22 protein-coding genes are annotated in these 19,967 nt (G+C 61.7%); 12 read left to right on the plus strand and 10 right to left on the minus strand.

Annotation, left to right across the window (positions count from 1 at the left end; genetic code table 11):
• Positions 1–77: 77 nt before the first annotated feature.
• Together AASM09_RS13860 and AASM09_RS13865 are read left to right on the plus strand one after the other, a co-directional pair.
• A complete protein-coding gene (locus AASM09_RS13860; protein WP_262243317.1) occupies positions 78–1,019 on the plus strand; it encodes a phospholipase D family protein in 942 nt (313 codons plus the stop codon).
• A gap of 37 nt (positions 1,020–1,056) precedes the next feature.
• The gene (locus tag AASM09_RS13865; protein WP_262243318.1) at positions 1,057–1,827 is read left to right on the plus strand and encodes an NYN domain-containing protein; all 771 of its coding nucleotides are present in this window, start codon (positions 1,057–1,059) and stop codon (positions 1,825–1,827) included.
• Positions 1,828–2,424: 597 nt separating this feature from the next.
• Here the strand turns inward: AASM09_RS13865 and AASM09_RS13870 are convergent.
• From AASM09_RS13870 to AASM09_RS13890, 5 genes are all read right to left on the minus strand, one after another.
• Positions 2,425–2,718, minus strand: coding sequence for a hypothetical protein (locus AASM09_RS13870; protein WP_262243319.1), 294 nt, complete (start codon positions 2,716–2,718; stop codon positions 2,425–2,427).
• A 237-nt stretch (positions 2,719–2,955) separates the two neighbouring features.
• The gene (locus tag AASM09_RS13875) at positions 2,956–3,756 is read right to left on the minus strand and encodes a hypothetical protein (RefSeq protein WP_262243320.1); all 801 of its coding nucleotides are present in this window, start codon (positions 3,754–3,756) and stop codon (positions 2,956–2,958) included.
• Between the two features lie 11 nt (positions 3,757–3,767).
• The gene (locus AASM09_RS13880) at positions 3,768–4,601 is read right to left on the minus strand and encodes an abortive infection family protein (protein WP_262243321.1); all 834 of its coding nucleotides are present in this window, start codon (positions 4,599–4,601) and stop codon (positions 3,768–3,770) included.
• 12 nt (positions 4,602–4,613) lie between these two features.
• The gene (locus AASM09_RS13885) at positions 4,614–4,919 is read right to left on the minus strand and encodes a hypothetical protein (RefSeq protein ID WP_262243322.1); all 306 of its coding nucleotides are present in this window, start codon (positions 4,917–4,919) and stop codon (positions 4,614–4,616) included.
• A gap of 288 nt (positions 4,920–5,207) precedes the next feature.
• Entirely contained in the window at positions 5,208–6,497 is a 1,290-nt protein-coding gene (locus tag AASM09_RS13890) for an ATP-binding protein (protein ID WP_262243323.1), read from the minus strand.
• 699 nt (positions 6,498–7,196) lie between these two features.
• Between AASM09_RS13890 and AASM09_RS13895 the strand changes: the two genes are divergently transcribed.
• Both AASM09_RS13895 and AASM09_RS13900 read left to right on the plus strand, forming a co-directional pair.
• Positions 7,197–8,543 carry a hypothetical protein gene (locus AASM09_RS13895; protein WP_049429122.1) on the plus strand — a complete coding sequence of 449 codons (1,347 nt, stop codon included), beginning with the start codon at positions 7,197–7,199 and terminating at the stop codon, positions 8,541–8,543.
• Positions 8,544–8,623: 80 nt separating this feature from the next.
• Positions 8,624–9,106, plus strand: coding sequence for a hypothetical protein (locus AASM09_RS13900; RefSeq protein WP_049429123.1), 483 nt, complete (start codon positions 8,624–8,626; stop codon positions 9,104–9,106).
• Positions 9,107–9,120: 14 nt separating this feature from the next.
• Here AASM09_RS13900 and AASM09_RS13905 read toward each other — a convergent pair whose 3' ends face one another.
• Positions 9,121–9,582: a methyltransferase family protein gene (locus AASM09_RS13905; protein ID WP_049429124.1), complete on the minus strand. Its 462-nt coding sequence runs from the start codon at positions 9,580–9,582 to the stop codon at positions 9,121–9,123.
• A 153-nt stretch (positions 9,583–9,735) separates the two neighbouring features.
• Here AASM09_RS13905 and AASM09_RS13910 point away from each other — a divergent pair, with 153 nt between their 5' ends.
• Positions 9,736–11,757, plus strand: a complete 2,022-nt coding sequence (locus tag AASM09_RS13910; RefSeq protein ID WP_100443614.1) for an esterase/lipase family protein — start codon at positions 9,736–9,738, stop codon at positions 11,755–11,757.
• A 98-nt stretch (positions 11,758–11,855) separates the two neighbouring features.
• On the opposite strand, the gene AASM09_RS13915 is transcribed toward AASM09_RS13910, so the two are convergent.
• On the minus strand, positions 11,856–12,548 hold the full coding sequence (locus AASM09_RS13915) for an alpha/beta hydrolase (RefSeq protein WP_049429126.1): 693 nt from the start codon (positions 12,546–12,548) through the stop codon (positions 11,856–11,858).
• Between the two features lie 98 nt (positions 12,549–12,646).
• On the opposite strand from AASM09_RS13915, the gene AASM09_RS13920 reads away from it, so the two are divergent.
• From AASM09_RS13920 to AASM09_RS13945, 6 genes are all read left to right on the plus strand, one after another.
• Positions 12,647–13,579 (plus strand): AraC family transcriptional regulator, encoded by a 933-nt coding sequence (locus AASM09_RS13920; RefSeq protein WP_238378624.1) that lies wholly within the window; start codon positions 12,647–12,649, stop codon positions 13,577–13,579.
• Positions 13,580–13,649: 70 nt separating this feature from the next.
• Positions 13,650–14,522, plus strand: a complete 873-nt coding sequence (gene hchA, locus AASM09_RS13925; RefSeq protein WP_049429128.1) for a glyoxalase III HchA — start codon at positions 13,650–13,652, stop codon at positions 14,520–14,522.
• Between the two features lie 5 nt (positions 14,523–14,527).
• Positions 14,528–15,232: a PA1136 family autoinducer-binding transcriptional regulator gene (locus AASM09_RS13930; RefSeq protein ID WP_049429129.1), complete on the plus strand. Its 705-nt coding sequence runs from the start codon at positions 14,528–14,530 to the stop codon at positions 15,230–15,232.
• Between the two features lie 87 nt (positions 15,233–15,319).
• Entirely contained in the window at positions 15,320–15,553 is a 234-nt protein-coding gene (locus AASM09_RS13935; protein WP_049429130.1) for a hypothetical protein, read from the plus strand.
• Between the two features lie 134 nt (positions 15,554–15,687).
• On the plus strand, positions 15,688–15,930 hold the full coding sequence (locus AASM09_RS13940; RefSeq protein ID WP_049429131.1) for a hypothetical protein: 243 nt from the start codon (positions 15,688–15,690) through the stop codon (positions 15,928–15,930).
• A gap of 156 nt (positions 15,931–16,086) precedes the next feature.
• A complete protein-coding gene (locus AASM09_RS13945) occupies positions 16,087–16,941 on the plus strand; it encodes an endonuclease/exonuclease/phosphatase family protein (protein WP_049429132.1) in 855 nt (284 codons plus the stop codon).
• A gap of 19 nt (positions 16,942–16,960) precedes the next feature.
• Here AASM09_RS13945 and AASM09_RS13950 read toward each other — a convergent pair whose 3' ends face one another.
• A complete protein-coding gene (locus tag AASM09_RS13950; protein WP_049429133.1) occupies positions 16,961–17,224 on the minus strand; it encodes a hypothetical protein in 264 nt (87 codons plus the stop codon).
• Between the two features lie 139 nt (positions 17,225–17,363).
• Here AASM09_RS13950 and AASM09_RS13955 point away from each other — a divergent pair, with 139 nt between their 5' ends.
• The gene (locus AASM09_RS13955; protein WP_049429134.1) at positions 17,364–17,741 is read left to right on the plus strand and encodes a VOC family protein; all 378 of its coding nucleotides are present in this window, start codon (positions 17,364–17,366) and stop codon (positions 17,739–17,741) included.
• A gap of 41 nt (positions 17,742–17,782) precedes the next feature.
• Here AASM09_RS13955 and AASM09_RS13960 read toward each other — a convergent pair whose 3' ends face one another.
• Both AASM09_RS13960 and AASM09_RS13965 read right to left on the minus strand, forming a co-directional pair.
• A complete protein-coding gene (locus AASM09_RS13960; RefSeq protein WP_049429135.1) occupies positions 17,783–19,204 on the minus strand; it encodes an efflux transporter outer membrane subunit in 1,422 nt (473 codons plus the stop codon).
• Complete coding sequence (locus tag AASM09_RS13965; RefSeq protein ID WP_049429136.1) at positions 19,198–19,935, minus strand: SDR family oxidoreductase; 738 nt, start codon at positions 19,933–19,935, stop codon at positions 19,198–19,200. Before AASM09_RS13965 ends, AASM09_RS13960 begins: the two co-directional genes overlap by 7 nt.
• Positions 19,936–19,967: the final 32 nt, after the last annotated feature.

The raw sequence follows: 19,967 nt of genomic DNA on the forward strand, positions 1-19,967 counted from the left end.
ATCATACAGTTCTCGGTTGCCGATGTTGAACTTGGACGGCCGAGTTGGAGGTCAGCACTGGCAACGATAGGGACGTTATGACGAAGTTGATCGAAGATCAAAGTGAGTTGGTCAAGTGGGTGAACGATCAGGACGGTGACCTGGACCTCGCAGTGGCATTCTGGGGCCATGATGCAAGCGCTTTCCTCGGCCTCGCAAAAACGCGGAGACGAGTGCGCATTGTGCTGGAGATCAGCCAAGGTGCCACTAATATCAAGGAGGTGCGTAAGCTTCTGAAGATGCCGCAAGTTGAAGTGAAGTCTTATGAACGACTGCATGCCAAGGCTTACATTAGCGCCAACGAGGTGATCATTGGCAGCGCCAATGCATCAGCCGGTGGATTGGGAATTGTCGGCTTCGAGAACAAGCACTGGAAAGAGCTAGGGATTCAGACGCGATCAAAGGAGGTGACCCAGCAAGCGAAGAGCTGGTTTGACGCGCTGTGGCTCGCAGCCGAGAAGATCAGTCCTTCCGAGCTGGATCGCATAGAGAAGCTACAAAAAGTCCGCGCCAAGCTCACCCCTCCGATGGATTGGAAGGCCAAGGACATCTTCGACTCCTTCAAGCATCATCCGGAGGAGTGGAAAGACCACAACATCTGGATCACCGTGGTCACCTCGGAGCTGTCTGAAGAGCAAGAAGCACTGCTAGAGGAGCGACAGAACCAGCAGCCCAAGGTCCCGGTCTACGCATACGCAGAATGGCCATCCATTCCGAAGGACGCAACGATCATTAGCTTCACCTGGTATACCGGCGAAGAGTTCGATACAGATTATCCACTGATCTATCGAACGCCGGGCGTTGCCCAAAAGGGCATGATGCAGTACGTCTTTCCCACCGAGCTTCCGGGCTTTGAAATTGGAAAGCTCTCCAAGTGGGAAGCCGCCACCCAGAAAGCCCGAGATGCGAATCTGCCTAGGTGGAAGAGACGGCATGGACTGAGGATGCCGCTACAAGAGTTCATTGAGAAATACGCCTAGCAAAGCACTATCCGAATGCGAGACAAAGGAAGTCAAGATGGCTCAACCGCAAGAATCGACAGTCGCAGTAATGATTGACTGCGACAACGTTGCTCCCGAGATCGTGGATTTCGCGCTACTCATGGCCGCACAGGCCGGGCGCGTAACGCTTCGGAGGGGCTATGGCAATCGCACTACCTTAGGCAACTCTTGGCAAGAGGCCCTGGTTCGCCAAGCATTCACTCCATGCCTTCAGTTCCAATACGCAGCGAAGAAGAACACCTCCGATATCGCCCTAGCTTTGGATGCCCTGGAAGCGCTCTTCGATCAGAGGGCAGACATCTTCTGCTTGGTAACCAGCGACTCGGACTTTGCCTACCTCTGCAGGAAGCTCCGTGAGCGCGGGGCCACAGTTCTGATCGTCGGCGAAGCCAAGACTCCCGATGCTTTGCGCAATGCCTGCGATCAGTTCTTCGAGTGGTCCGCCCAAGAAGCCTCATCGCCAGAGCCGCCAGATCTTCAGGACCCGCCGCACCCTGCTGACCACACTAATGAAGCCAAGACCACAGGAAGCGCCCCGCTCCCGAAGCGTCGCCCCCGGTTCGTCATCGAGGCTGTTTCACTGCTTGCCGGTAGCACTCCGGAGGGCAAGGTTAGCCTTAATTCCTTAGGGTCCTATCTGAAGCGAGCAGATTCCGGGTTCTCCCCTGGCATCTATGGGCATTCCGGTCTTCTCAACATGGTGAAGACCTACGATCTCCTGTCGCTCAAGCAGGAAGAGAATGGGCAGTGGTCGGTGAGCCTGTCGCCTAAGCCAGAGACAGCCTGACGCGAGCCACCACTGCCGTTTGGCGAATTGCCCAAAAAAGGCCCCGCATCTGCGGGGCCCTAGACTTCAGTAACCGTAACCAGATCGACGCTGCTGCGTCCTCGGCTGGTTGTAGGGGCTACCGTATGGATTGCTCTGCGTTGGCTTGTAAGGATCTACAGTCCCGGACTTCCCGTTGTAGGGGTTGTAATTTCCTTGGGTGCTGTAGTTGTCCAGCTTGGTGGAATTCGCATTGCTACGGTGGTGAGGCTGGACGTAGGTACCGTCCGAGCGATAGTGCCCCTTCACCGCATGGCTCTGAGCCGAAACGGCAAAAGAGGCAATCAGAGCGAAGCCTGCGGCTACAGTCAGTGGAATTCTTTTCATATTTCCCCTTGAATTCAAATGCTCCGAATCAGTTCAAATTCAGCTGCAGATCGAGCATACATACAAAATACAAAGAGCGATAGGCGGCGATAGAGCACCACTTTACTTAAATCAAAACCGTGCTATCTATATTTCAAATTAAAAGCACGGAACTAATTTATGTTAATGATTGCACTTGCCATAGTTATTTATGCACTTCTACTGTATCTCACTTTTAAAAAGAAACTCGATTCACCATCCCAAGAGAACAAGCAATCTGGAAACGCCAAATCCAACCAGGAGGATGGCGATATAAATAGAAATTAAGGTTGTTCGCATCTTGATTAACGTCCTACCCACCTGCATAACGCTTAGGTAGATGCTATCAGCAATAAATGTAATCGCTATCACGAACGCTAAGCCGATGCCGATGCGCAATCCTAAACTAAGCGCCGGATTGTTTATGACAGGACAGACAATCCACAGCACGGCGGAGACGACCGCTGCACCCCCAATAAGCCCAACTGCGTCGCTTTTTTTCCACATTCGGACCATTCCCTTTTATTGAAAAATTCAGCATTCCATCTTTGCAAGTTATTTAATCTGGTGAGACAGACCAAACCACCGATCATCATATCGGCCAGGAAGCGAGATTCTTTAGAGACAAATAGATTCCACCGAAGACCCCATGCTTTGTCATCATAAATCAGGTAACACCAGCAATTGAAAAGTGCAGTAAGGAGCCCCGCAGAGTTCTTTCGGGCATCCTTAGGGTTGCAGAGCTTAGCTATCAAATGATGGGATTACGGAGCGTAATCCACTCATGTCACCCGGAAACAAAGGGGGAAGTCCATCTGGCACTCTCCTCCAAGCCAACTCCACAAACTCTCTATCCTGCTCGAAAGTGTGCATGACCCTGAACTCTGTCACTCCGATGGCGTGAGCTCTTCTCTTGTTGTGCAGGCTCATTGCCCGGAACTGGATTGTCCGCATGAGTAGAGAGTAGAGGGACCGCTTCGCCTCAGAGTTGATCTGAGACGCGGTGGACTGAAGCTGGGGCTGCTTCTCTATATTTGGAATCAGTTCCAGCATCCCAATCAGCTGGGCCTTGTTAGTCTTTGAGTTGAAACTCACTGAGCAGCACTTACACAGCAGCTTCAAGTCAGCAACCTTCATCCGCTGTAACAATGCAGAAACGGATGGCGGCTGAGACGGCACGGACTGAGGAAAGTTGAGCGGGAAGCGGCCCAGTTCCGAGAAGACCGATAGCCATTCCTCATGTTCAAGCCATCGCCAAGAACGACCTGCGAAGTAGTTTTCCCATACGTGCTCGTAGTATCCGTGAGCATTCAAGAAGCCTCCTTCAACAGCCATGATGTAGTCCTTGATGGCGTCCACGTCTTCCGCAGGGAGACCCGACACCTTCGCCATCGCTTGGTCGAATACGGCGTCGTAGCAATCAAACACGTCATCGCTTGGCGTGATTTCGAACGCCTTGTAGCCAGCCTCTTGCGGCACCTGACCTTGAGGAGCAGTTGGACGCCTTGCCCCCACAAGCGACTTCAGAAAGCCAACGATCCCCATAGCTCCCCCCCTTAAGCCTTCAGCCTACTTGTACCGCTCTTCTTGCGTTCCTTCCAGGTCTCCACAACAAACAAGCACAGTGAGTGCGCGGAGTGAACAACTAGTCGAGCATGGCGCGGAGCGACCTTATACGTGCGCTTGTGCTGCCCGTGGGCACTACCCGCATGAGTCCGGAAGGCGCCGATGCCATCAATGATCGAGCTAAGCCCCGCGAGAACTCGCTTGAGGTCATCATCTTCCAGCTGCTCAGGCGACAGTTTGAGGTGCTTGGCGACCACTACCCAAAGCGGCTTGACGGTCTGATTTGAAGGTAGTTCCAGGCCCTCCGTAGCGATGTAGTGCTTGCACAACGCCTCAACAATCGCACATGCCGCTGTCACAGCAGAAGCTGGATCGCTCTCCACAGAGCGAAGTGCCCTCTCAAATTCTTCTTCGACTTCAGCCACAGAGAATTCTTTTAGCGCATCGGCGAACGCTCGGCTGGGCGCGGTCACGCTGTGCGCACCCAAAATCCTTCCGCCAAACGCGTAGCTCAGTTGGTAGCGAGCGAGGGCCTCGGTGATGCGCTTGCGAGCCGTGAGCTCGCGGTCGGGGTCCCAACGCGACACCTCGCCGTCCATAAGTGTCTCGATGAATTTCCCGAGGATAGTGAGCGACTTGGAAGGGTCATCCTTTCCCTCTCTTACAAACCACTCTGTCACCTTTCGAACGCAGCTACCTTCCGGTGGATCGCCAGATGCACCGGCCTCATACATCATGTTTTCAAGTGTCTGGTGATGCTGAGTGTGGTTGCCCACCACATCACCGATGACGGACGCCAGCGGGCGAGGAAAATCTTTCAGCATTGCGAATCTCTGTCAGTGGACTGGCGGCAGGGCAAGCAACTTGGCTTGACCGTAGAGCATAAAGGCACTGCCCAGCGCATAGACAAGCCATCCATACGCAGGTCGAACAAATGCAGTTAGTATCAGTCCGAAGAGCATGGGAAGCGCCGTAATCCCCAGATAGTAGGCCCACGTGAAAGGCAATCGGTCCAGCGATGCCGGTAACTCTTGGAACCGCACCAGAAGTCCGAAAGCTAACCAAGAGGTCAGCGGTCCGACGAACAGAAGCGCCAGTTCGTTCAACAATCGGCAGCGGCGCGACACCTTGCTATGCGACATAGCCACCTCATGGTTGATCAGAAGGACGGTGCTGCTTTCTGCTTGCGCTCGCATTCCTCTTCGACAAAGGCGGTGGCCTTCGGCGTAAACACCGAGATGTAGCCGAAATCAATCCTGAAAACCATGCCGGAGAACTTGACTTCAAGCGCCGGGGTCTTCCAGACCGCTTCATGAGATCGGAATGATTCTACGGGGCTGCGCTTTCTTCTAGGCAGGAATCAACGCAAATGAACTTCAGCCGGTAGATCACCATTGACCTATCTTTAGCAGCGCAGCCCGGTTCACCAGTCAACTCAGCTTCGGCAAAGCGAGCTCGAAGCATGCCCCTTCCCCAAGCGCAGAAGTGACGGTAACAAATCCACCGGCTTGACGCACGGCGCTATGGACTTGTGCAAGACCCAGTCCAGATCCCTGCCCGACAGGCTTGGTGGTGAAGTAGACCTCGAACAGCCGCTCCTTAACATCTTCGCTTATCCCCTCCCCCGTATCGATGACGCTGAGAGTCACATAGTCACCTTCGACACGGTCGTCCGATGGATCGAGGCCCTGGAGCCTCAGGGTCCCAGTCCTGACCACTATCTGGTCTTCTGGTCGGCAAGCATCACGCGCGTTGATCACCAAGTTCAGCAGCGCACGCTCAATCGTGTTTCGATCCACCATAGCGCAGCACGCCTGCTCAGTGATGTCTGCCACGAACTCGGCCTTGTCACCCACCGCCTGCAGCAGAAGAGGTGTCATGCTCTGAACGAGCTCGGAAAGACTCAACGCTTCCGGCTCATACGGATGGCGCCGCGCAAACCCGATAAGGCGCTTGGACAACGCGCCGCCCTGCTCCAGTGAGGCTTCAGCCACCTTCAAATAGCGTGCGTTTGCTTCGCTCAGCTCGCCACTGCCCAGCACCAGATCCACCGCAGCGACAGCAGATTGCAGAATGTTGTTCAGATCGTGCACCACGCCCGCGAGCAATTGACCAACAGCCTCACCCTTTTGAGCCTGCTCGGCTATCATTTCGGCAGCTTGTTGGGCAGCTAGGGCGAACTTACGCTCCTCAGCTGCCTGGTGATGCATCACTTCGAGCTCTTGATAGGCCAAGTTGGTGGCCAAGAGCCTAGACTCCAAGTCTCTGATCGTCCCGGCGTTAGAGTCACTGCCAAATGCATCCCTTTTACGCAGCAATTCTGCCCTATCCGCCAGCGCAAGCTGCAACACTTCAGCAGCCTTCATCGCACGGTTTCGCGCCGTGACGTCTGAGCTAACGGCTAAAATTCCAACGACCGCTCCGTTTTCCACGAGTGGACTGACGCGCACCCACCAATCACGAAGCTCACCGTCGAAAACAGGGCATGAAGCTTCGAAGGTAGAGCTCTCACCGTTTCTCGCGCACTCAAGCGCTCCTAGCACCCGGTCGTGCGCTGCAACAGGCCACAACTCGACCCAAGATTTGTCCAAAACGTCAGAGGAAGTAGACGCTCTCAGCAGATTCAAACCCTTTCCGTTGACCGCGCGCACGACGCCATCGAGATCGATCTCTTTGATGCAGTCGTCGGATAGCTCAACAATTTGCTGGTAACGGTTCATCAGCTCTCTAGCTGAACAGGTCGGCGCCTATAAATTATCGCAATCGGAGCGCAAAGTAAGCGACGTGTGAAATAGGGGCGCCCCGATCAAGAACGTGACCCATTCATAAGACAGCGATCTCAACTATGAGCTATCGGCATCTATCTTTGTGAAGGCCATCCCGTAGCAGACCAGTTGACAGCTGTGGTAGGCAGGAGGCAACACAGGACACATGTCCGGTTTGCGATCTGCTGAAGGTTCAAGAGGTTAGGTTCAGGTCGACCCGATCCCGCTCTCGAACCCGGAGAGGAATCTGAGTGCTCACATAGCGTCCTTGCAGATGTCTTTGCGTGGTTCTCAGTACCGCCGATGCCCAAGGCTTGCGCTGCGCCGCCCAACCAAATTAGGATCATGTATCGTTTGAGGTATCGCCGCGCTAACGGTCGCCACCCCAATATTATGAGTGGAATCAGTGAGTTACAGGTCTTGTGAGACCTCTCCGCCCACCTCCACCATCTGTATGGCCTGTCGAGGCCGCAAGAAGCCGGATCTCCCGCAACGGAGCTCCGGCTTTTTTGTTTCCCGAAGATGGCGCCCCCGCCTGCTGATCCGACCTCCCCCAATGCCACCCGCATCGGGAGCCAGTCACAGAAGCTGAGATCCGGATCCAGTAGAGTCCATGCGTCACACGACGTGACCCGAAACCTGAAAGGACATCAGATGAAGCGCATCACACTGTTTGTGGGCTTGGCCGTGGCGTTGGCACTGGGGCAGGCTTCCGCTGCCACGCCAGGCTCCCGCTATCTACAGCTGGCCGCTGACCAGCGCGTACAACCCGGCACGGCAACCCTGCTTTCGAGCACCATCGATCTGAGCGCCCCCGGTTGGGTGTACGTGCAGTCGGATGGACGGTACTTCCCTGGCGGCAGCTCGGCTGCCAATGCCTACATCACCATCAACGGTGAGGTGGTCTCCAACGACAGCTACATCGACTGGCGGCAGTCAACGTCGGCCCAACAGCACTCCTTCAATGTCATCGGTGCCAAGTACCTGCCTGCCGGACGCCATACGGTCAACCTGGCCGGGCAGGCCATCGGTTCGGCCGTCAATTTCGGCTCCGCCAGCAACCTCTCCGTGCTCATCACCTCTGCGGGCGCGGTTACCAACAGCGGCCTTGCGAGTGACACCGCACAGCTGGACTTCAATACGGTCGGCAGCCCTGAAGGAATGGCGCTGCAGGCCAAGGACCGCAAGCTGCTGATGACTGCCCAGGCCGGTAATCCCGGTGGCCCCATCGTGGCCATGGCTTCCGGCCGCGCGTTCGCGTGGGGCAACTACGGCGATGGCATGATGGGAATTTTCCTGAACGAGCAGGAGCCCGGCATCGAATCGATGACCTGGTCGATCAATGACATCTTCAGTGGCGCAGAAACGCAGGCTCCCTTCTATTCGCAGGGCCTGTTCGTCAATCCGCCGGCTTACAGCACTGTCAGCTTCGTCGCGTCCGAATCGCCGTACTACCAACCGCAGGACGCCAACACCAACAACGTAAAGTACAAGTTCGGCGCCAACTCCCGACTGGTGACGCTGTCCAACGGCTTTGGCGTGGTCGGAAAGGGGTTGAATCCTGGATTCAACTACGCCGCCGCAGGCCCCTACCGCCGATTCGCCTATGTCTGCGTCGGGACCAATGGCTTCGCGCCGGGCTGTCCGTCGGTGGGCTCGCAGGTGGTCATTGGCGAGGGCCAGGTCTGCATTCCGCAGGGGCACAACGGCGTGGTGCTTTTCTCGACGAAGTCCCGCGTGCAGGGTGACCCGAACGACGGTGGCGGAAGCGTGTTCCTGTTCCTGAAGATCGATGGCCAGCAGGTGGGCAGCCTCGGCACCCAGCAGTTGGGCTCCAAGCCGGACTCGGTCAGCACCCGCACCATCTCCGCCAGCTACCTGAGCGCGGGATCATCCGCGCTGGGGACGGGCTGCCACACTGTGCAGGCCGTGGCCCAGGTATTGGGAGATTTCCGCCACATGTCGCTCAATGCCGACATGCCACTGGTCTGGTTCGACTGACCCATCGCGTCGAATGTCGCCGGTGGCCGGGTCTGTTCGCCCCGCCACCGGCTATCCCGCAACACGTTGAAGGACCTGCCATGAAAGCCCCTCTCGCCCTCACCCTGCTCTTCGCCGCATTCGCCGCAGCCCCAGCCACGCTCGCCGCCGCACCGGCCATCGCGCCCCCCGGCACCGCCACGCTGGAAGCCCTGCTCGCCTGCAAGGCCGGCTCCAACTTCAGCGAGGCTGAAGCCATCGATGCACTGCAGGCCGCTGGCCTGGCCAGGAAACCGGGTGGCACCTTCGAGCCGGAGGACAAGCCGGTCGCCCTGTTCGGCGGTACCGTCACCAGTGCCGATGTGAACGTGGCCGAGGGCGAGAAGAGCCTCTTCGTCTATTTGAACGGCGTTGATTCCAAGCGTCTGGCCAAGGCATGGTCAGTAACCACGGTCAACGAGCACGCCAACACGGAAGAGCCTTCATACGTGAAGGCCATCGACAAGCGACACACCCTGCACGTGATCGCAGGCGACGACTACGAAGGCTATTCCGCTGCCGTGAAGTGCCAGATCACCCGGTAACGGGTTGATCCCCGCTACAGCCAACGCCGCACACGTTGGCGGAACAACGGATACACCTCGGGAAAGCGGGCCAGCAACGCCCGCTCTTCCGGCATGATCTGCAGCCAGGTGATGTACAGCACGAACAACGGTACAGCCAGCAACGCGATCGCGTTCTGCAGGTACAACATTGCACCGGCCAGGATCGTTGCCTGGCCCAGATACATCGGATTGCGCGTGTAGCGGTACACGCCGTGCATGACCAGCGCGCTCGATGCTGAAGGGCGCAGCGGATTGACCGTGGTGCGCGCCCGCTGGAACGCGAGCTTCGGCAGCAGGTTCAGCGCCACACCAATCGCCATCACCCCGCCTGCCATCAGCGCCGGCATCGGCAGGGGCAACGCCGCCTCCGGCCACAGTCGGCTCCCTAGCCAGCCGATCCCCGCGCATAGCAGCATCACCAGCGGCGGCGGGATCCGGGTCTCAAGCCACGTCATCGCAGTCCCTGCATCGCTCCATTCACCCCAGTGTCACACGAACCTGTCTGAATCGCTTGCACGGCAGCGGCTCAGGGGCCCAAACCGACCGCCCGGTATCTTCCGCTTTGACAGGCCGACCGCTAGAGTGGCGCGACCGCGCAGGAGGATCGTATGGCTACCATGGGCTTGGGCTTCATCGGCCGCACGACCCTCATCATCACCGTGCTGCTCACCCTGGGCGGCTGCGCGACATTGCGCCAGTTCGGCCCCTCGGTGCAGGTGACTTCGGTCACGCCCGGCCAGTACATCGCGCTCAAGCGCGGCGACATCCTCACCACCGGCAAGCTCAGCTCGGCGACGATGGAAACGCTGCGCGTGGCCGGCCTGGATGAAGGCGTCTGCGCCAAGCCGGGCCTGCCCTGCATCGAAGCGATGGAAGGCAGCATCGTGGTGCGCGAGGAGGACAAGCGTTCGAGTCTGTCCGAGTTGTGGCTGCAGTATGCAATGACCCTGCCCGCGCCGAAGCGCGAGTACTCCACCTCCGGCCGTGCCAAGAGCGCGATCAACGAGCTGGATGCCGATTTCCAACCGCGCCTGGACGCGTGGATGCAGGTCGCGCGCCAGGCCTACGCCTATCTGTTCTTCACCGAGCGCACCGCCAACCAGCGCGGCTTCGAAGACCGCCAGACCCAGGTGCGCGACTACTACAACCTGGCCGTGCAGGAAGCCTCGGTGCAGCTGTACAACGCGTATGCCACCGGGCGCGTGCACAGCGAAGCCAGCCACTTCCAGCTGGGCCGATGGACCTTTGTGCTGGCCCCTTCAGGCGAAGCATCGCCGCTGGATACGCGCACCCCCACCGAGCTGGTGCCGGCGGCCTCGCTGTCGTTCACCGGCACGCTGCGCAGCGTGCACCGCCGCGATGGCTTCGGTGCCGAGCTGGTAGCGGTGATGGACGATCCTGCAGCCGCCACGACCACGACGCCGCCGGCAGCGACGCCTGCCACGCAGGCCAGCGCTCCGGCCACGCAGAGCTGGAGCGAGATGCCGTCGCCGTCGATGACGGTGCTGCTGCGCTTCTCGGGAAAGAACCTGTGGGAAGTGCTGCACGACGACGAGCCGAAGCTGGAGATCCACGACCCCTACCAGGTCACGGAAGTCACCCTGCATGGCCAGCAGGTGCCGCTGGCCGCGAACTTCACGGCTGGCTACGCGCTGTGGCTTGCCCGTTCCAACTTCAGCCACCAGTCGCTGCGCTCGTTGTTCGGCAGCAAGGGCGGCATCGACACGCCGCATCTGTACATGATGCAGCCGTACGATCCCAACCGCCGCGTGCTGCTGATGATCCATGGCCTGGCCAGCAGCCCGGAAGCCTGGGTCAACGTTGCCAACGAGCTGATGCGTGACGACGAGATCCGCCAGGATTTCCAGATCTGGCAGTTCTATTACCCGACCAACATGCCCATCGCGATGAGCCACGATGCAATGCGCCATACGCTGGCCGAAGTGCTCAAGCATTTCGATCCCAGTGGCAAGGCGCAGGCGTCGCACGACATGGTGCTGGTCGGGCACAGCATGGGCGGCGTGATCGCGCGGCTGATGATCTCCTCTTCCGGAGATCATCTGGTGGACACGCTGCTGGCAACCGCGCAGATGACACCTGCACAACAGGAGCTTCTGCGCACCAAGGGCGCACCGGTGCTGACCTTCCTGCCGGAACCGGAAGTGTCGCGCGTGGTGTTCATCGCCACGCCGCACCGTGGCACCGACGTGGCCGGCACCCGCCTGGGCCGCTGGATCGGACGCCTGGTGCGGTTGCCGCTGACCGTGCTGGAAGACGTGGCCACCATTGCCAACGATGGTCAGATCGACCGCAATGACGGCAAGCACGGCTACCAGATGAACAGCATCCAGAACCTGGACAAGGATGATCCCTTCGTCCGCGCGGTGGCCGACCTGCCGATGTCGCCGAAGGTGCACTACCACTCGATCATCGCGCGCGCCAAGGCCGATGGTCCGCTGGAAAAGACCGACGACGGACTGGTGCCCTACTGGAGCTCGCACCTGCCGCACGCGGACTCGGAGAAGGTGATCGTGTCCGGTCACAGCGTGCAGGAAGCCACGCCGGCCATCGTTGAGCTGCGGCGGATCCTGCATGAGGACATGCAGGAGCACGACCGCCAGAACAGGTAGCCCACATCATCACGGCCGCTGGCTGTCCAGCGCGGCCGCATCACAGCGGCGGTGCCCGGGCTTGCCGGAACACCGCCACTGCGGCAGGCGCGAACTGCTCAGCCTTCCCCGCCGGCTGCAGCGTCGATGATCAGATCTGCCACTGCTACCGGCTGCGATGCCAGCGACGCGTGGCTGGCATCCAGCGTGAGGGTGGCACGCGGCTGCATGCGCGCCGCCATGCGCCGCTGGTTGTCGGGATGGATCATGTGATCGGCGCTGGAGACCTGGTACCAGCTCGGCTTGTACCGCCACGCTGGATCGCTGATGGCATCACCGAACGTGCTCGCCAGAGGCGCCTTCTGCGTGACCGCCATTACCCGCGCCTCGTCGACCGGCAGGTCCTGGCAGAAGCTCTCGTGGAACCTGCCCGGCTGCAGCCACAGGTAACCGTCGCTGTCTGGCGCCAGGTTGGCCGCCGCCTCGGGCAGCTGCTGCTGGGTAATGCCGCCGGGGCTCTCGCCCGCATCCGGCGCAAACGCGGCAATGAAGACCAGCCCTATCACGTTGGGTTCGTTTCCGGCCTCGGAGATCACGGCTCCACCATAGGAATGGCCGACCAGCAGCACCGGCCCCTGGAACTGGCGGATCATGCGGCGGGTGCGTTCCGCGTCGTCGGCCAGCGATGTCAGTGGCAGTTCCACGGCATGCAGGTCGCGGAAGCCTCGGCGATCGAGCTCCAGGATCACCTTGGCCCAATGCGCGGCACCGCCCCAGAAACCATGAACCAGAATGATGCTTGGCTTGCTCATCTTGCAGGACTCCTCACTTGGATGGGATGGTTGGCTGGTGGCAGCCCGTGCTGCCTGAAGCCTCCTGACCAGACTACGGATCGCCCCCGCCAGCGGCGATGCACGGACTCCTGAAAACCATGCCAAGGCTCCACAACACCGAAGCGCTCCAGGCTGGGTCCGACGCACTGTTTGCGATCTTCCAGTCGTCGCGCATGCAGGGCGGCGACATCAGCCGCCACGTCATGCAACCCGGCGGATCACTCGCCATTGCCGAAGGCCAGGGGTGCTTCCACTTCATCGAGCACGGCACGGCGCGGCTGCATGCAGATAGGGCCGTCGTGCCGCTGCGTACGGGCGAGCTGCTGTTGATGCCGCATGGCCGGACGCATCGCATCGACTGCGCCGCCGACGCGCAGGGGCCGGCCCATCTGACCACCGCATCGTTCGGGTTCGATGGCCCCGGCAGCCGTCTGCTGCTCGATGCCCTGCCCGGTTGGTTGCATGTCCCAGGGGTGGACCGGATGCCAAGCGGATTTCCCGCCAATTCGGCCGACTGGATGGCGGTAACCCTGGCCGCGATCCAGGCTGAAGCGTCCCGGCCTACGCTGGGCAGCGGCTTGATGCTGTCACGCCTGCTCGACCTGCTGTTTGTCTGGACCCTGCGCTACTGGCTCGGAACGTCCGGTCCGCACAACTGCCAGCGTCTGCACGCCTTGGCCGACCCCCTGATCGGACGAGCATTGGCGTTGATGCAGGCCCAGCCCGCACACGCATGGACCGTCGAGTCACTTGCAGCGTGCCTGAATCAGTCCCGCTCGAATTTCGCGCAGCGATTCAGCCTCGCCACCGGCATGTCACCGATGCGCTATCTGACTGAATCGCGACTGCAGCTGGCCGCGCAGATGTTGCGCAGTGGCAACCGACGGGTGTCGCAGATTGCAGGAGACGTCGGGTATCTGTCCGAACCCGCATTCAGTCGTGCGTTCCGCCGCGCGTTCGGCATGAGCCCGAATGCCTGGCGCCAACAGGCACCGGCGACATCCGACTGAGGGAAATCCCTCATCGCGCGTGCGCACCCGCCCTCCTATGCTGGCCTCACATTCCCCGCAGGAGGTCCGCATGACCACGCAAGAGCCCAGCCGCCAGCCCAGCCCCGACCCGGCCGAGCGCGATGCCTTCTTCCCGTCGCCCTACTCGCTGTCACAGTTCACATCGCCCAGGAGCAACCTGTCCGGCGCCGACTATCCGGACGCACGCCGCGACGGTCGCTGGAAGGTGCTGATGATCGCCGCCGACGAGCGCTACCTGCCCACCGCCAATGGCCACCTGTTCTCAACCGGCAATCATCCGGTGGAGACCCTGCTGCCGATGTACCACCTCGACAAGGCCGGCTTCGGCATCGATGTCGCCACGCTGTCGGGCAACGCCGCCAAATTCGAGTGGTGGGCGTTCCCGCGCGAGGACACGGAGATCGGCGGACTGTACGAACGTTACGAGTCGCGCTTCCGTCAGCCGCTGCCGCTGGACGAGGTGGTCACCGGGCTCGATGCGGATTCGGACTATGCCGCCGTGTTCATCCCCGGCGGCCATGGCGCCCTGATCGGGCTGCCGCAGAGCCGCGCGGTGAAGGCCGTCCTGCACTGGGCGATGGCCCAGCAACGCCACATCATCACCCTGTGCCACGGTCCGGCCGCACTGCTGGCTGCAGGCGTGGACGAGGCCGATGGCGGTTCGCTGTTCCGCGGCTACCGCATCTGTGCCTTCCCCGATGCGATGGACCGGCAGACGCCAGAGATCGGCTACATGCCCGGGCAGCTGCCGTGGTTCTTCGGCGAGCGCCTGGCGCAGCAGGGTGTGCAGATCGTCAACGATGGCATCGACGGCAGCGTGCTGCAGGATCGCCTGCTGCTGACCGGCGACAGTCCGCTGGCTGGTAATGCGCTGGGCAAGCTGGCAGCGCGCACGCTGCTCGACGCCTTGGCCAGCCGCTGACCCGGATGAGCGAACTGGTGCAGGCGTTGCTGGAACTGGAACGCGCCCGCTCACTGAGTGCGGTGGGCGCGGCCCTGCGAGGCATCGCGGCACCACTCGGCTACGACCGCGTGCTGGTGTTCGCCACCGGCACCGGGCTGGAGCGCGGTACACAACGCGTGTACTGGATCGAGGGCGACTGGTTCGGCGACGGCAGCAGTACCGACCTTGCGCGCTATCTGCACGCCTGTCCGGTCAACCGCCACGTACTGGACAGTGACGCGCCGTTCTTCTGGAGCAAGCGCCAGGGCGTTCGTGGCGAACGCTATCAGGTGGTGACGCAGCCACGTGGTGAAGGCCTGCACGGTCTGCAGGTGCCGGTATTCGGAACCACCGGTCTGGAGGGCGCGATCAGTTTTGCCGGGACATCGATCGACGCGTCGGCCAGCGCGCGCCTGCAGCTGGAAGCTGCTGCAACCGCAGCATTCCGAGCCGCACGCCACCTGGCCGAATCGCCTGCCGAGCTTTCGGGAAGCGCGCTGAGCAACCGCGAGCGCGAAGTGCTGCGCTGGGTTGCCGCCGGCCGCCGGCAGGCTGAGATCGCGGCCACGCTTGGGCTTTCCACGCGCACGGTGGAGAACCATCTGCGCCACGCGCGTCAACGCCTGGGTGTGGCGACCACCGCGCAGGCAGTGCGTGCCGCCAGCCGTCGCGGCGAGATCGAAGACTGATCGCGGCGAGGCACTTCCGGCGGTCTGGTTCGCGTGTTACACACGCCATGCGCATGTGCGCGATTGCAGAAAGCAAGGATGATGCTTATGAAACTGCAACTGGCCACGATGGCCGCGTTGGTGGTGGCAACTGCAACCCTGGCTCCGGTGGCGGACGCCAACACAGGGGTCCCGAGAGAGAATGTTTCCTGTGTGCCTGTGAATGTGGACCGCAACCGCGTCCACCACCACTGCACGGAAACCTACACCGATGAATTCGGCAACGTCTACACAGCCGAGTACTGGATCGACGAGTACGGCAACCCTTACCTGCGCGACTGAGCCGGGAAGGGACTGCGCCGGGCCGCGAGCCGGGCCGGCGCGTACGCAGCAGCTGCCGCACGGTCGCCTGATCTACCGGGGGTAGTTGCATGACACCGCGCAGATGCGCGATTGCAGACACAAGGATGATGCCCATGAAACTGCACCTGGCCTCGATGGCCGCACTGATGCTTGCTGTGGGAGCTCTCTCCACGTCGTCCCAGGCCACCGCCAGCGGTGGTGGCGGTGGTCCGGAGAACACGAACTGCGTCCGGGTCAAGATGGGGCCCTATTACCATCAACGTTGCGAAGTGACGTACTTCGAAGAGGATGGCACTCCCTACATCCGGGTGTACTGGATTGACCAGAATGGCCAGTGGTACCTGCCCGCCGACTGAGCAGACATGATCTCCTGATCGCGCCCGCGCGATCCGCCGGGCGGCGCTTTCACCGCCCGCCCGGCACCTGCCATCCGCCCATCCCGGCATACCGCTGCCCTCGCCTTCCATGGCATGCTCCATGAAACCGTTTTCATGGAATGGAGGGATTCCACGATGTTGTCGCGCTTCCATCGCCCTGCGCTGTGTGCGCTGTTGGCGCTTGTTCTGCCTGCCGTTGCCTGGGCCGCCGCACCGGCGCCACTGAAAGTGATGTCGTTCAATGTCCGCACCCCGGCTGATACCGAACCGGGCAAGCGCTGGCCGGACCGTCGCGATGCCATGGTCAAGGTCATCCTCGATGCACACCCGGCCGTGATCGGCACCCAGGAGCTGGTGAAGGAGCAGGCCGACTTCCTGTCCGAGCACCTGCCCGGTTACCGCTGGTTCGGCGAAGGCCGCCGCGGCGGAAGCGGTGACGAACACATGGGCGTGTTCTACGACAGCAAGGTGCTGGCCGTCGAGGAATCCGGCAACTTCTGGTTGTCCGATACGCCGGAGGTGCCCGGTAGCATCACCTGGGGCAACCTGTACCCGCGCATGGTCACCTGGGCCCTGTTCCGGCGCCTGGACGATGGCCGTCGTTTCTACTTCATGGATACCCACCTGCCCTACCGCGACGAGGACGAGCCGCGCCGGGTGAAGGGTGCCGAACTGATCGGCAAGCATCTGGCAACCCTGCCGGCCAACCTGCCGGTGGTCCTGACCGGCGACTTCAACAGCGAGCCCGGTGGTGACACCTACAAGGCATTCACCCGCCTGCTGCAGGACACCCGTACCCAGGTGAAGGCTCCGCAGGGGCCACGCCTGACCTTCCACGATTTCACCGGCAAGGCCACCGTGCAGCTGGACTGGGTGCTGGTGCGCGGCTTCCATGCACGCAGCTTCGTCACCGATGACCGTCGCATCGACGGTGTATTGCCGTCGGATCATTTCCCGCTGGTGGTCGAGCTGGACTGGCCGGAACACTGAACCTGCGCGGCAGCCGCAGCTACGGCGGCGGCTGTCGCGACATCAGCCGGTACAGCGCCTGATGCTGGTTGCGTGCCTGGCAGATGCGGGCACCGACCGCCAGAAACACGGAGATGCCGATCAGGCCCAGCCCCAGCATCTGGTCCGGCAGGCGCACGAAGCCGATCGCAGCCGCCATCGTAGCCAATACCATCAGCACTACGACCGCTACCGACAGCCCTGCACCAGGCGGCCCCGGATCACCGAACAGCATGCGCTGGGTATCGCGCTTGTCATCGCTCATCGCCTGCCCTCCTGGAATCTGCCCCACTAGTTACACCGCGGGCCCCGATTCCGGCAGAGTCAGAAACGTCATGACTGTGACAACGTCCACAGCACGCGACGCGCTACCCTGCCTCCATTCCCAATCTGCGGAGGACGTCATGGCGCACCAGAGCCGTCTGGCCGGATTCATCATCGACTGCCAGGACACGCCCGCTGACGAAGGCGCACGCTTCTGGGCGGCCGCACTCGGTCTGCAGGCGCAGCCATCGTATGCCGAAGATGGCGCCGAGTACGCCGACCTGCAGGGGGCGCCCACGGGCCTGAACGTGGAAGTACAGCGCGTCGATCATCCTTCACGGGTGCACCTGGACATCGAGAGCGACGACATCGATGCCGAGGCAGATCGACTGGAAAAGCTCGGCGCGCGCCGGATCGGCTTCGTCAAACGCTGGTGGGTGATGGAAGCGCCCACCGGCCATCGCTTCTGCATCGTGCGCATGCGCGAACGCGCAGTACCGGCCAATCTCTGGCCCTGAAGCAGAAAGGGACGGAAGCCGCGGCTTCCGTCCCCTCATGCCTACTGCAGCTGCGCCACGCTGGGTTGCTGCGGCGATTGCCCCCAGCCGCCCAGCGCCTTGTACACACCAACCACGCTGACGTTGACTTCGGCCTCGGCCGCCGCCAATGCATCATCCGCCGCCAACTGCGTGCGCTGCGCATCCAGCAGGGTCAGGAAGTCTTCCGAGCCCTCGCGATAGCGGATCTGCGCCAGCGATTCGGCACGTCGTGCCGCCTGCGCCTGCTCGACCACGATCGCCAGCCGCGCCTGCTGCTTGGAATAGCGGGTCAGCGCGTTTTCGGTGTCTTCCAGTGCCAACAGCACGGCCTGCTCATACTGCGCAGCCACACCCTCGGCTTCAGCCTTGCTGGCACGCAGGCGTGCACGCACGGTGCCGAAGTCGAACGCGGCCCAGCTCAGCGACGGGGTCAGCGACCAGGCCTTGTTGTTGCCATTGACCAGGCCACTGGCGTCGCCGCCGAGGAAGCCGACGAAACCGGACAACGACAGCCGCGGGAACAGGTCCGCAGTGGCCACGCCCACCCGCGCGGTGGCGGCGGCCAGGCGACGCTCGGCCACGCGCACGTCGGCGCGTTGGCGCAGCAGCTCGCGGGTATCGCCCAGCGGCAGCGCCTTGGCAAATGCCGGCACGTCGTGCGGCGCAAGCATGGCGGTCAGCGTTTCCGGACGCTGGCCCAGCAGAACCGCCAGCCGGTTGCGCGACTGCGTCTCGGCCACTTCCAGCAGCGGGATATCGGCCTCGATCGCCTTCAGGCGGGCACGGCTGCTCTGCACATCCAGCTCGCTGCCGGCGCCCAGCTCCCAGCGCGCCTCGGTCAGCTTCTGCGTATCGCGCAGGTTGGCCAGGGTGTGCTGGGCCACGGCGATGCGCTTCTGCGTGCCACGCAGCTCGAAGTAGTTGCGCGCCACTTCGGCGGCGACCAGCACCTGTGCATCGGCCAGGTTGGCCTGCTCGGCGTCGAGGTCGGCGCGCGCGGCTTCTGCAGCACGGCGCTTGCGGCCGAACAGATCCAGCTCCCAGCCGGCGTCGAAGCCGAGCTGGTAGCTTTCACTGAACACCCGCTGCCCACCCAGCTGCGGATCGGGTTGCTTGCGGCGGTCGTAGCTGCCGCCTGCGGTGATGTGCGGGGCCTGGTCGAAACGGCTTTCGACGAACACCGCACGGGCCTGGCCGACGCGGGCCACCGCCACGCGCAGGTCGAGGTTGTCCGACAGTGCACCGTGCACCAGCTGTTCCAGCACCGGATCATCGAACTGCGCCCACCAGCTGGCCACCGGCGAGGTGGTGCTGAACACCGGCTGCTGCGCACCCTGCAGCACCACAGGCTCCTGTACCGGCGCCTTGTAGTTGGGGCCGACGCTGACACAGCCTGCCAGCACCAGGCTGGAGACGGCCATCGCCAACGTGCGCATCACCATGGCAGCACCTCGCCCAGGTAGGTGAAGCTGCCGCTGGCGCCGGATTCACCGATCAGCGCCATTTCCACGCTGGAACGTGCGCCTTCGCTGATTTCGATTTCGCCGTTGCCGCCGTTCATGTCGGTCTTCACGTAACCCGGATGCACGGTGTTGACCTTGATCGGGGTATTGCGCAGTTCGTAGGCCAGGCTCAGGGTCCAGCTGTTCACCGCTGCCTTGGAGGCGTTGTAGGCCGGGATCTTGAAATCGTAGATGCCCGACGCCGGGTCGGCGTGCAGGGTCTGCGAGCCGAGCATGCTCGATACGTTGACGATGCGGCCGGATTTGGCCTGCTTGACCAGCGGCAGGAAGGCCTGGGTGACCGCCACCAGCGCGTACACGTTGGTGTCGAAGGTGCGCTTCCAGGTCTCGAGCGACTGCTCCGACGGCGCCTGCGCCGGGTTCTCGATCATGATGCCGGCGTTGTTGACCAGGATGTCGAGGCGGCCATGGCGCTGGCGTACCTGCTCGACCGCTTCGGCGATGCTGGCTGCATCGGTCACGTCCAGCTGGATGGCTTCGACCGGCAGGCCTTCAGCCTGCAGCTGCAGTGCCAGCTCAACTGCCGTGTCGCGCTTGCGACCTGCCAGCAGCGTGTGCACACCGGCCTGGGCGAGCTGGCGCACGGTTTCCAGGCCGATGCCACGGGTGGCGCCGGTGACCAGCGCGATCTTGTTCTGATGGGTGTTCATGGATTCATGCCTTGTGAGGGGAAAGCCGCCGC

This window comes from Stenotrophomonas maltophilia, from assembly GCF_039555535.1.
Classification (GTDB): domain Bacteria; phylum Pseudomonadota; class Gammaproteobacteria; order Xanthomonadales; family Xanthomonadaceae; genus Stenotrophomonas; species Stenotrophomonas maltophilia_Q.

Excerpts from the sequence above, each read along its gene's own strand:
- AASM09_RS13920 (WP_238378624.1), top strand. The coding sequence starts at position 12,647 with ATGCACGGACTCCTGAAAACCATGCCAAGGCTCCACAACACCGAAGCG.
- AASM09_RS13875 (WP_262243320.1), bottom strand. The coding sequence starts at position 3,756 with ATGGGGATCGTTGGCTTTCTGAAGTCGCTTGTGGGGGCAAGGCGTCCA.
- AASM09_RS13965 (WP_049429136.1), bottom strand. The coding sequence starts at position 19,935 with ATGAACACCCATCAGAACAAGATCGCGCTGGTCACCGGCGCCACCCGT.
- AASM09_RS13890 (WP_262243323.1), bottom strand. The coding sequence starts at position 6,497 with ATGAACCGTTACCAGCAAATTGTTGAGCTATCCGACGACTGCATCAAA.
- AASM09_RS13880 (WP_262243321.1), bottom strand. The coding sequence starts at position 4,601 with ATGCTGAAAGATTTTCCTCGCCCGCTGGCGTCCGTCATCGGTGATGTG.
- AASM09_RS13935 (WP_049429130.1), top strand. The coding sequence starts at position 15,320 with ATGAAACTGCAACTGGCCACGATGGCCGCGTTGGTGGTGGCAACTGCA.
- AASM09_RS13885 (WP_262243322.1), bottom strand. The coding sequence starts at position 4,919 with ATGTCGCATAGCAAGGTGTCGCGCCGCTGCCGATTGTTGAACGAACTG.
- AASM09_RS13910 (WP_100443614.1), top strand. The coding sequence starts at position 9,736 with ATGGCTACCATGGGCTTGGGCTTCATCGGCCGCACGACCCTCATCATC.
- AASM09_RS13940 (WP_049429131.1), top strand. The coding sequence starts at position 15,688 with ATGAAACTGCACCTGGCCTCGATGGCCGCACTGATGCTTGCTGTGGGA.
- AASM09_RS13960 (WP_049429135.1), bottom strand. The coding sequence starts at position 19,204 with ATGGTGATGCGCACGTTGGCGATGGCCGTCTCCAGCCTGGTGCTGGCA.
- AASM09_RS13860 (WP_262243317.1), top strand. The coding sequence starts at position 78 with ATGACGAAGTTGATCGAAGATCAAAGTGAGTTGGTCAAGTGGGTGAAC.
- AASM09_RS13955 (WP_049429134.1), top strand. The coding sequence starts at position 17,364 with ATGGCGCACCAGAGCCGTCTGGCCGGATTCATCATCGACTGCCAGGAC.
- AASM09_RS13945 (WP_049429132.1), top strand. The coding sequence starts at position 16,087 with ATGTTGTCGCGCTTCCATCGCCCTGCGCTGTGTGCGCTGTTGGCGCTT.
- AASM09_RS13895 (WP_049429122.1), top strand. The coding sequence starts at position 7,197 with ATGAAGCGCATCACACTGTTTGTGGGCTTGGCCGTGGCGTTGGCACTG.
- AASM09_RS13900 (WP_049429123.1), top strand. The coding sequence starts at position 8,624 with ATGAAAGCCCCTCTCGCCCTCACCCTGCTCTTCGCCGCATTCGCCGCA.
- AASM09_RS13905 (WP_049429124.1), bottom strand. The coding sequence starts at position 9,582 with ATGACGTGGCTTGAGACCCGGATCCCGCCGCCGCTGGTGATGCTGCTA.
- AASM09_RS13950 (WP_049429133.1), bottom strand. The coding sequence starts at position 17,224 with ATGAGCGATGACAAGCGCGATACCCAGCGCATGCTGTTCGGTGATCCG.
- hchA (WP_049429128.1), top strand. The coding sequence starts at position 13,650 with ATGACCACGCAAGAGCCCAGCCGCCAGCCCAGCCCCGACCCGGCCGAG.
- AASM09_RS13915 (WP_049429126.1), bottom strand. The coding sequence starts at position 12,548 with ATGAGCAAGCCAAGCATCATTCTGGTTCATGGTTTCTGGGGCGGTGCC.
- AASM09_RS13870 (WP_262243319.1), bottom strand. The coding sequence starts at position 2,718 with ATGTGGAAAAAAAGCGACGCAGTTGGGCTTATTGGGGGTGCAGCGGTC.
- AASM09_RS13930 (WP_049429129.1), top strand. The coding sequence starts at position 14,528 with ATGAGCGAACTGGTGCAGGCGTTGCTGGAACTGGAACGCGCCCGCTCA.
- AASM09_RS13865 (WP_262243318.1), top strand. The coding sequence starts at position 1,057 with ATGGCTCAACCGCAAGAATCGACAGTCGCAGTAATGATTGACTGCGAC.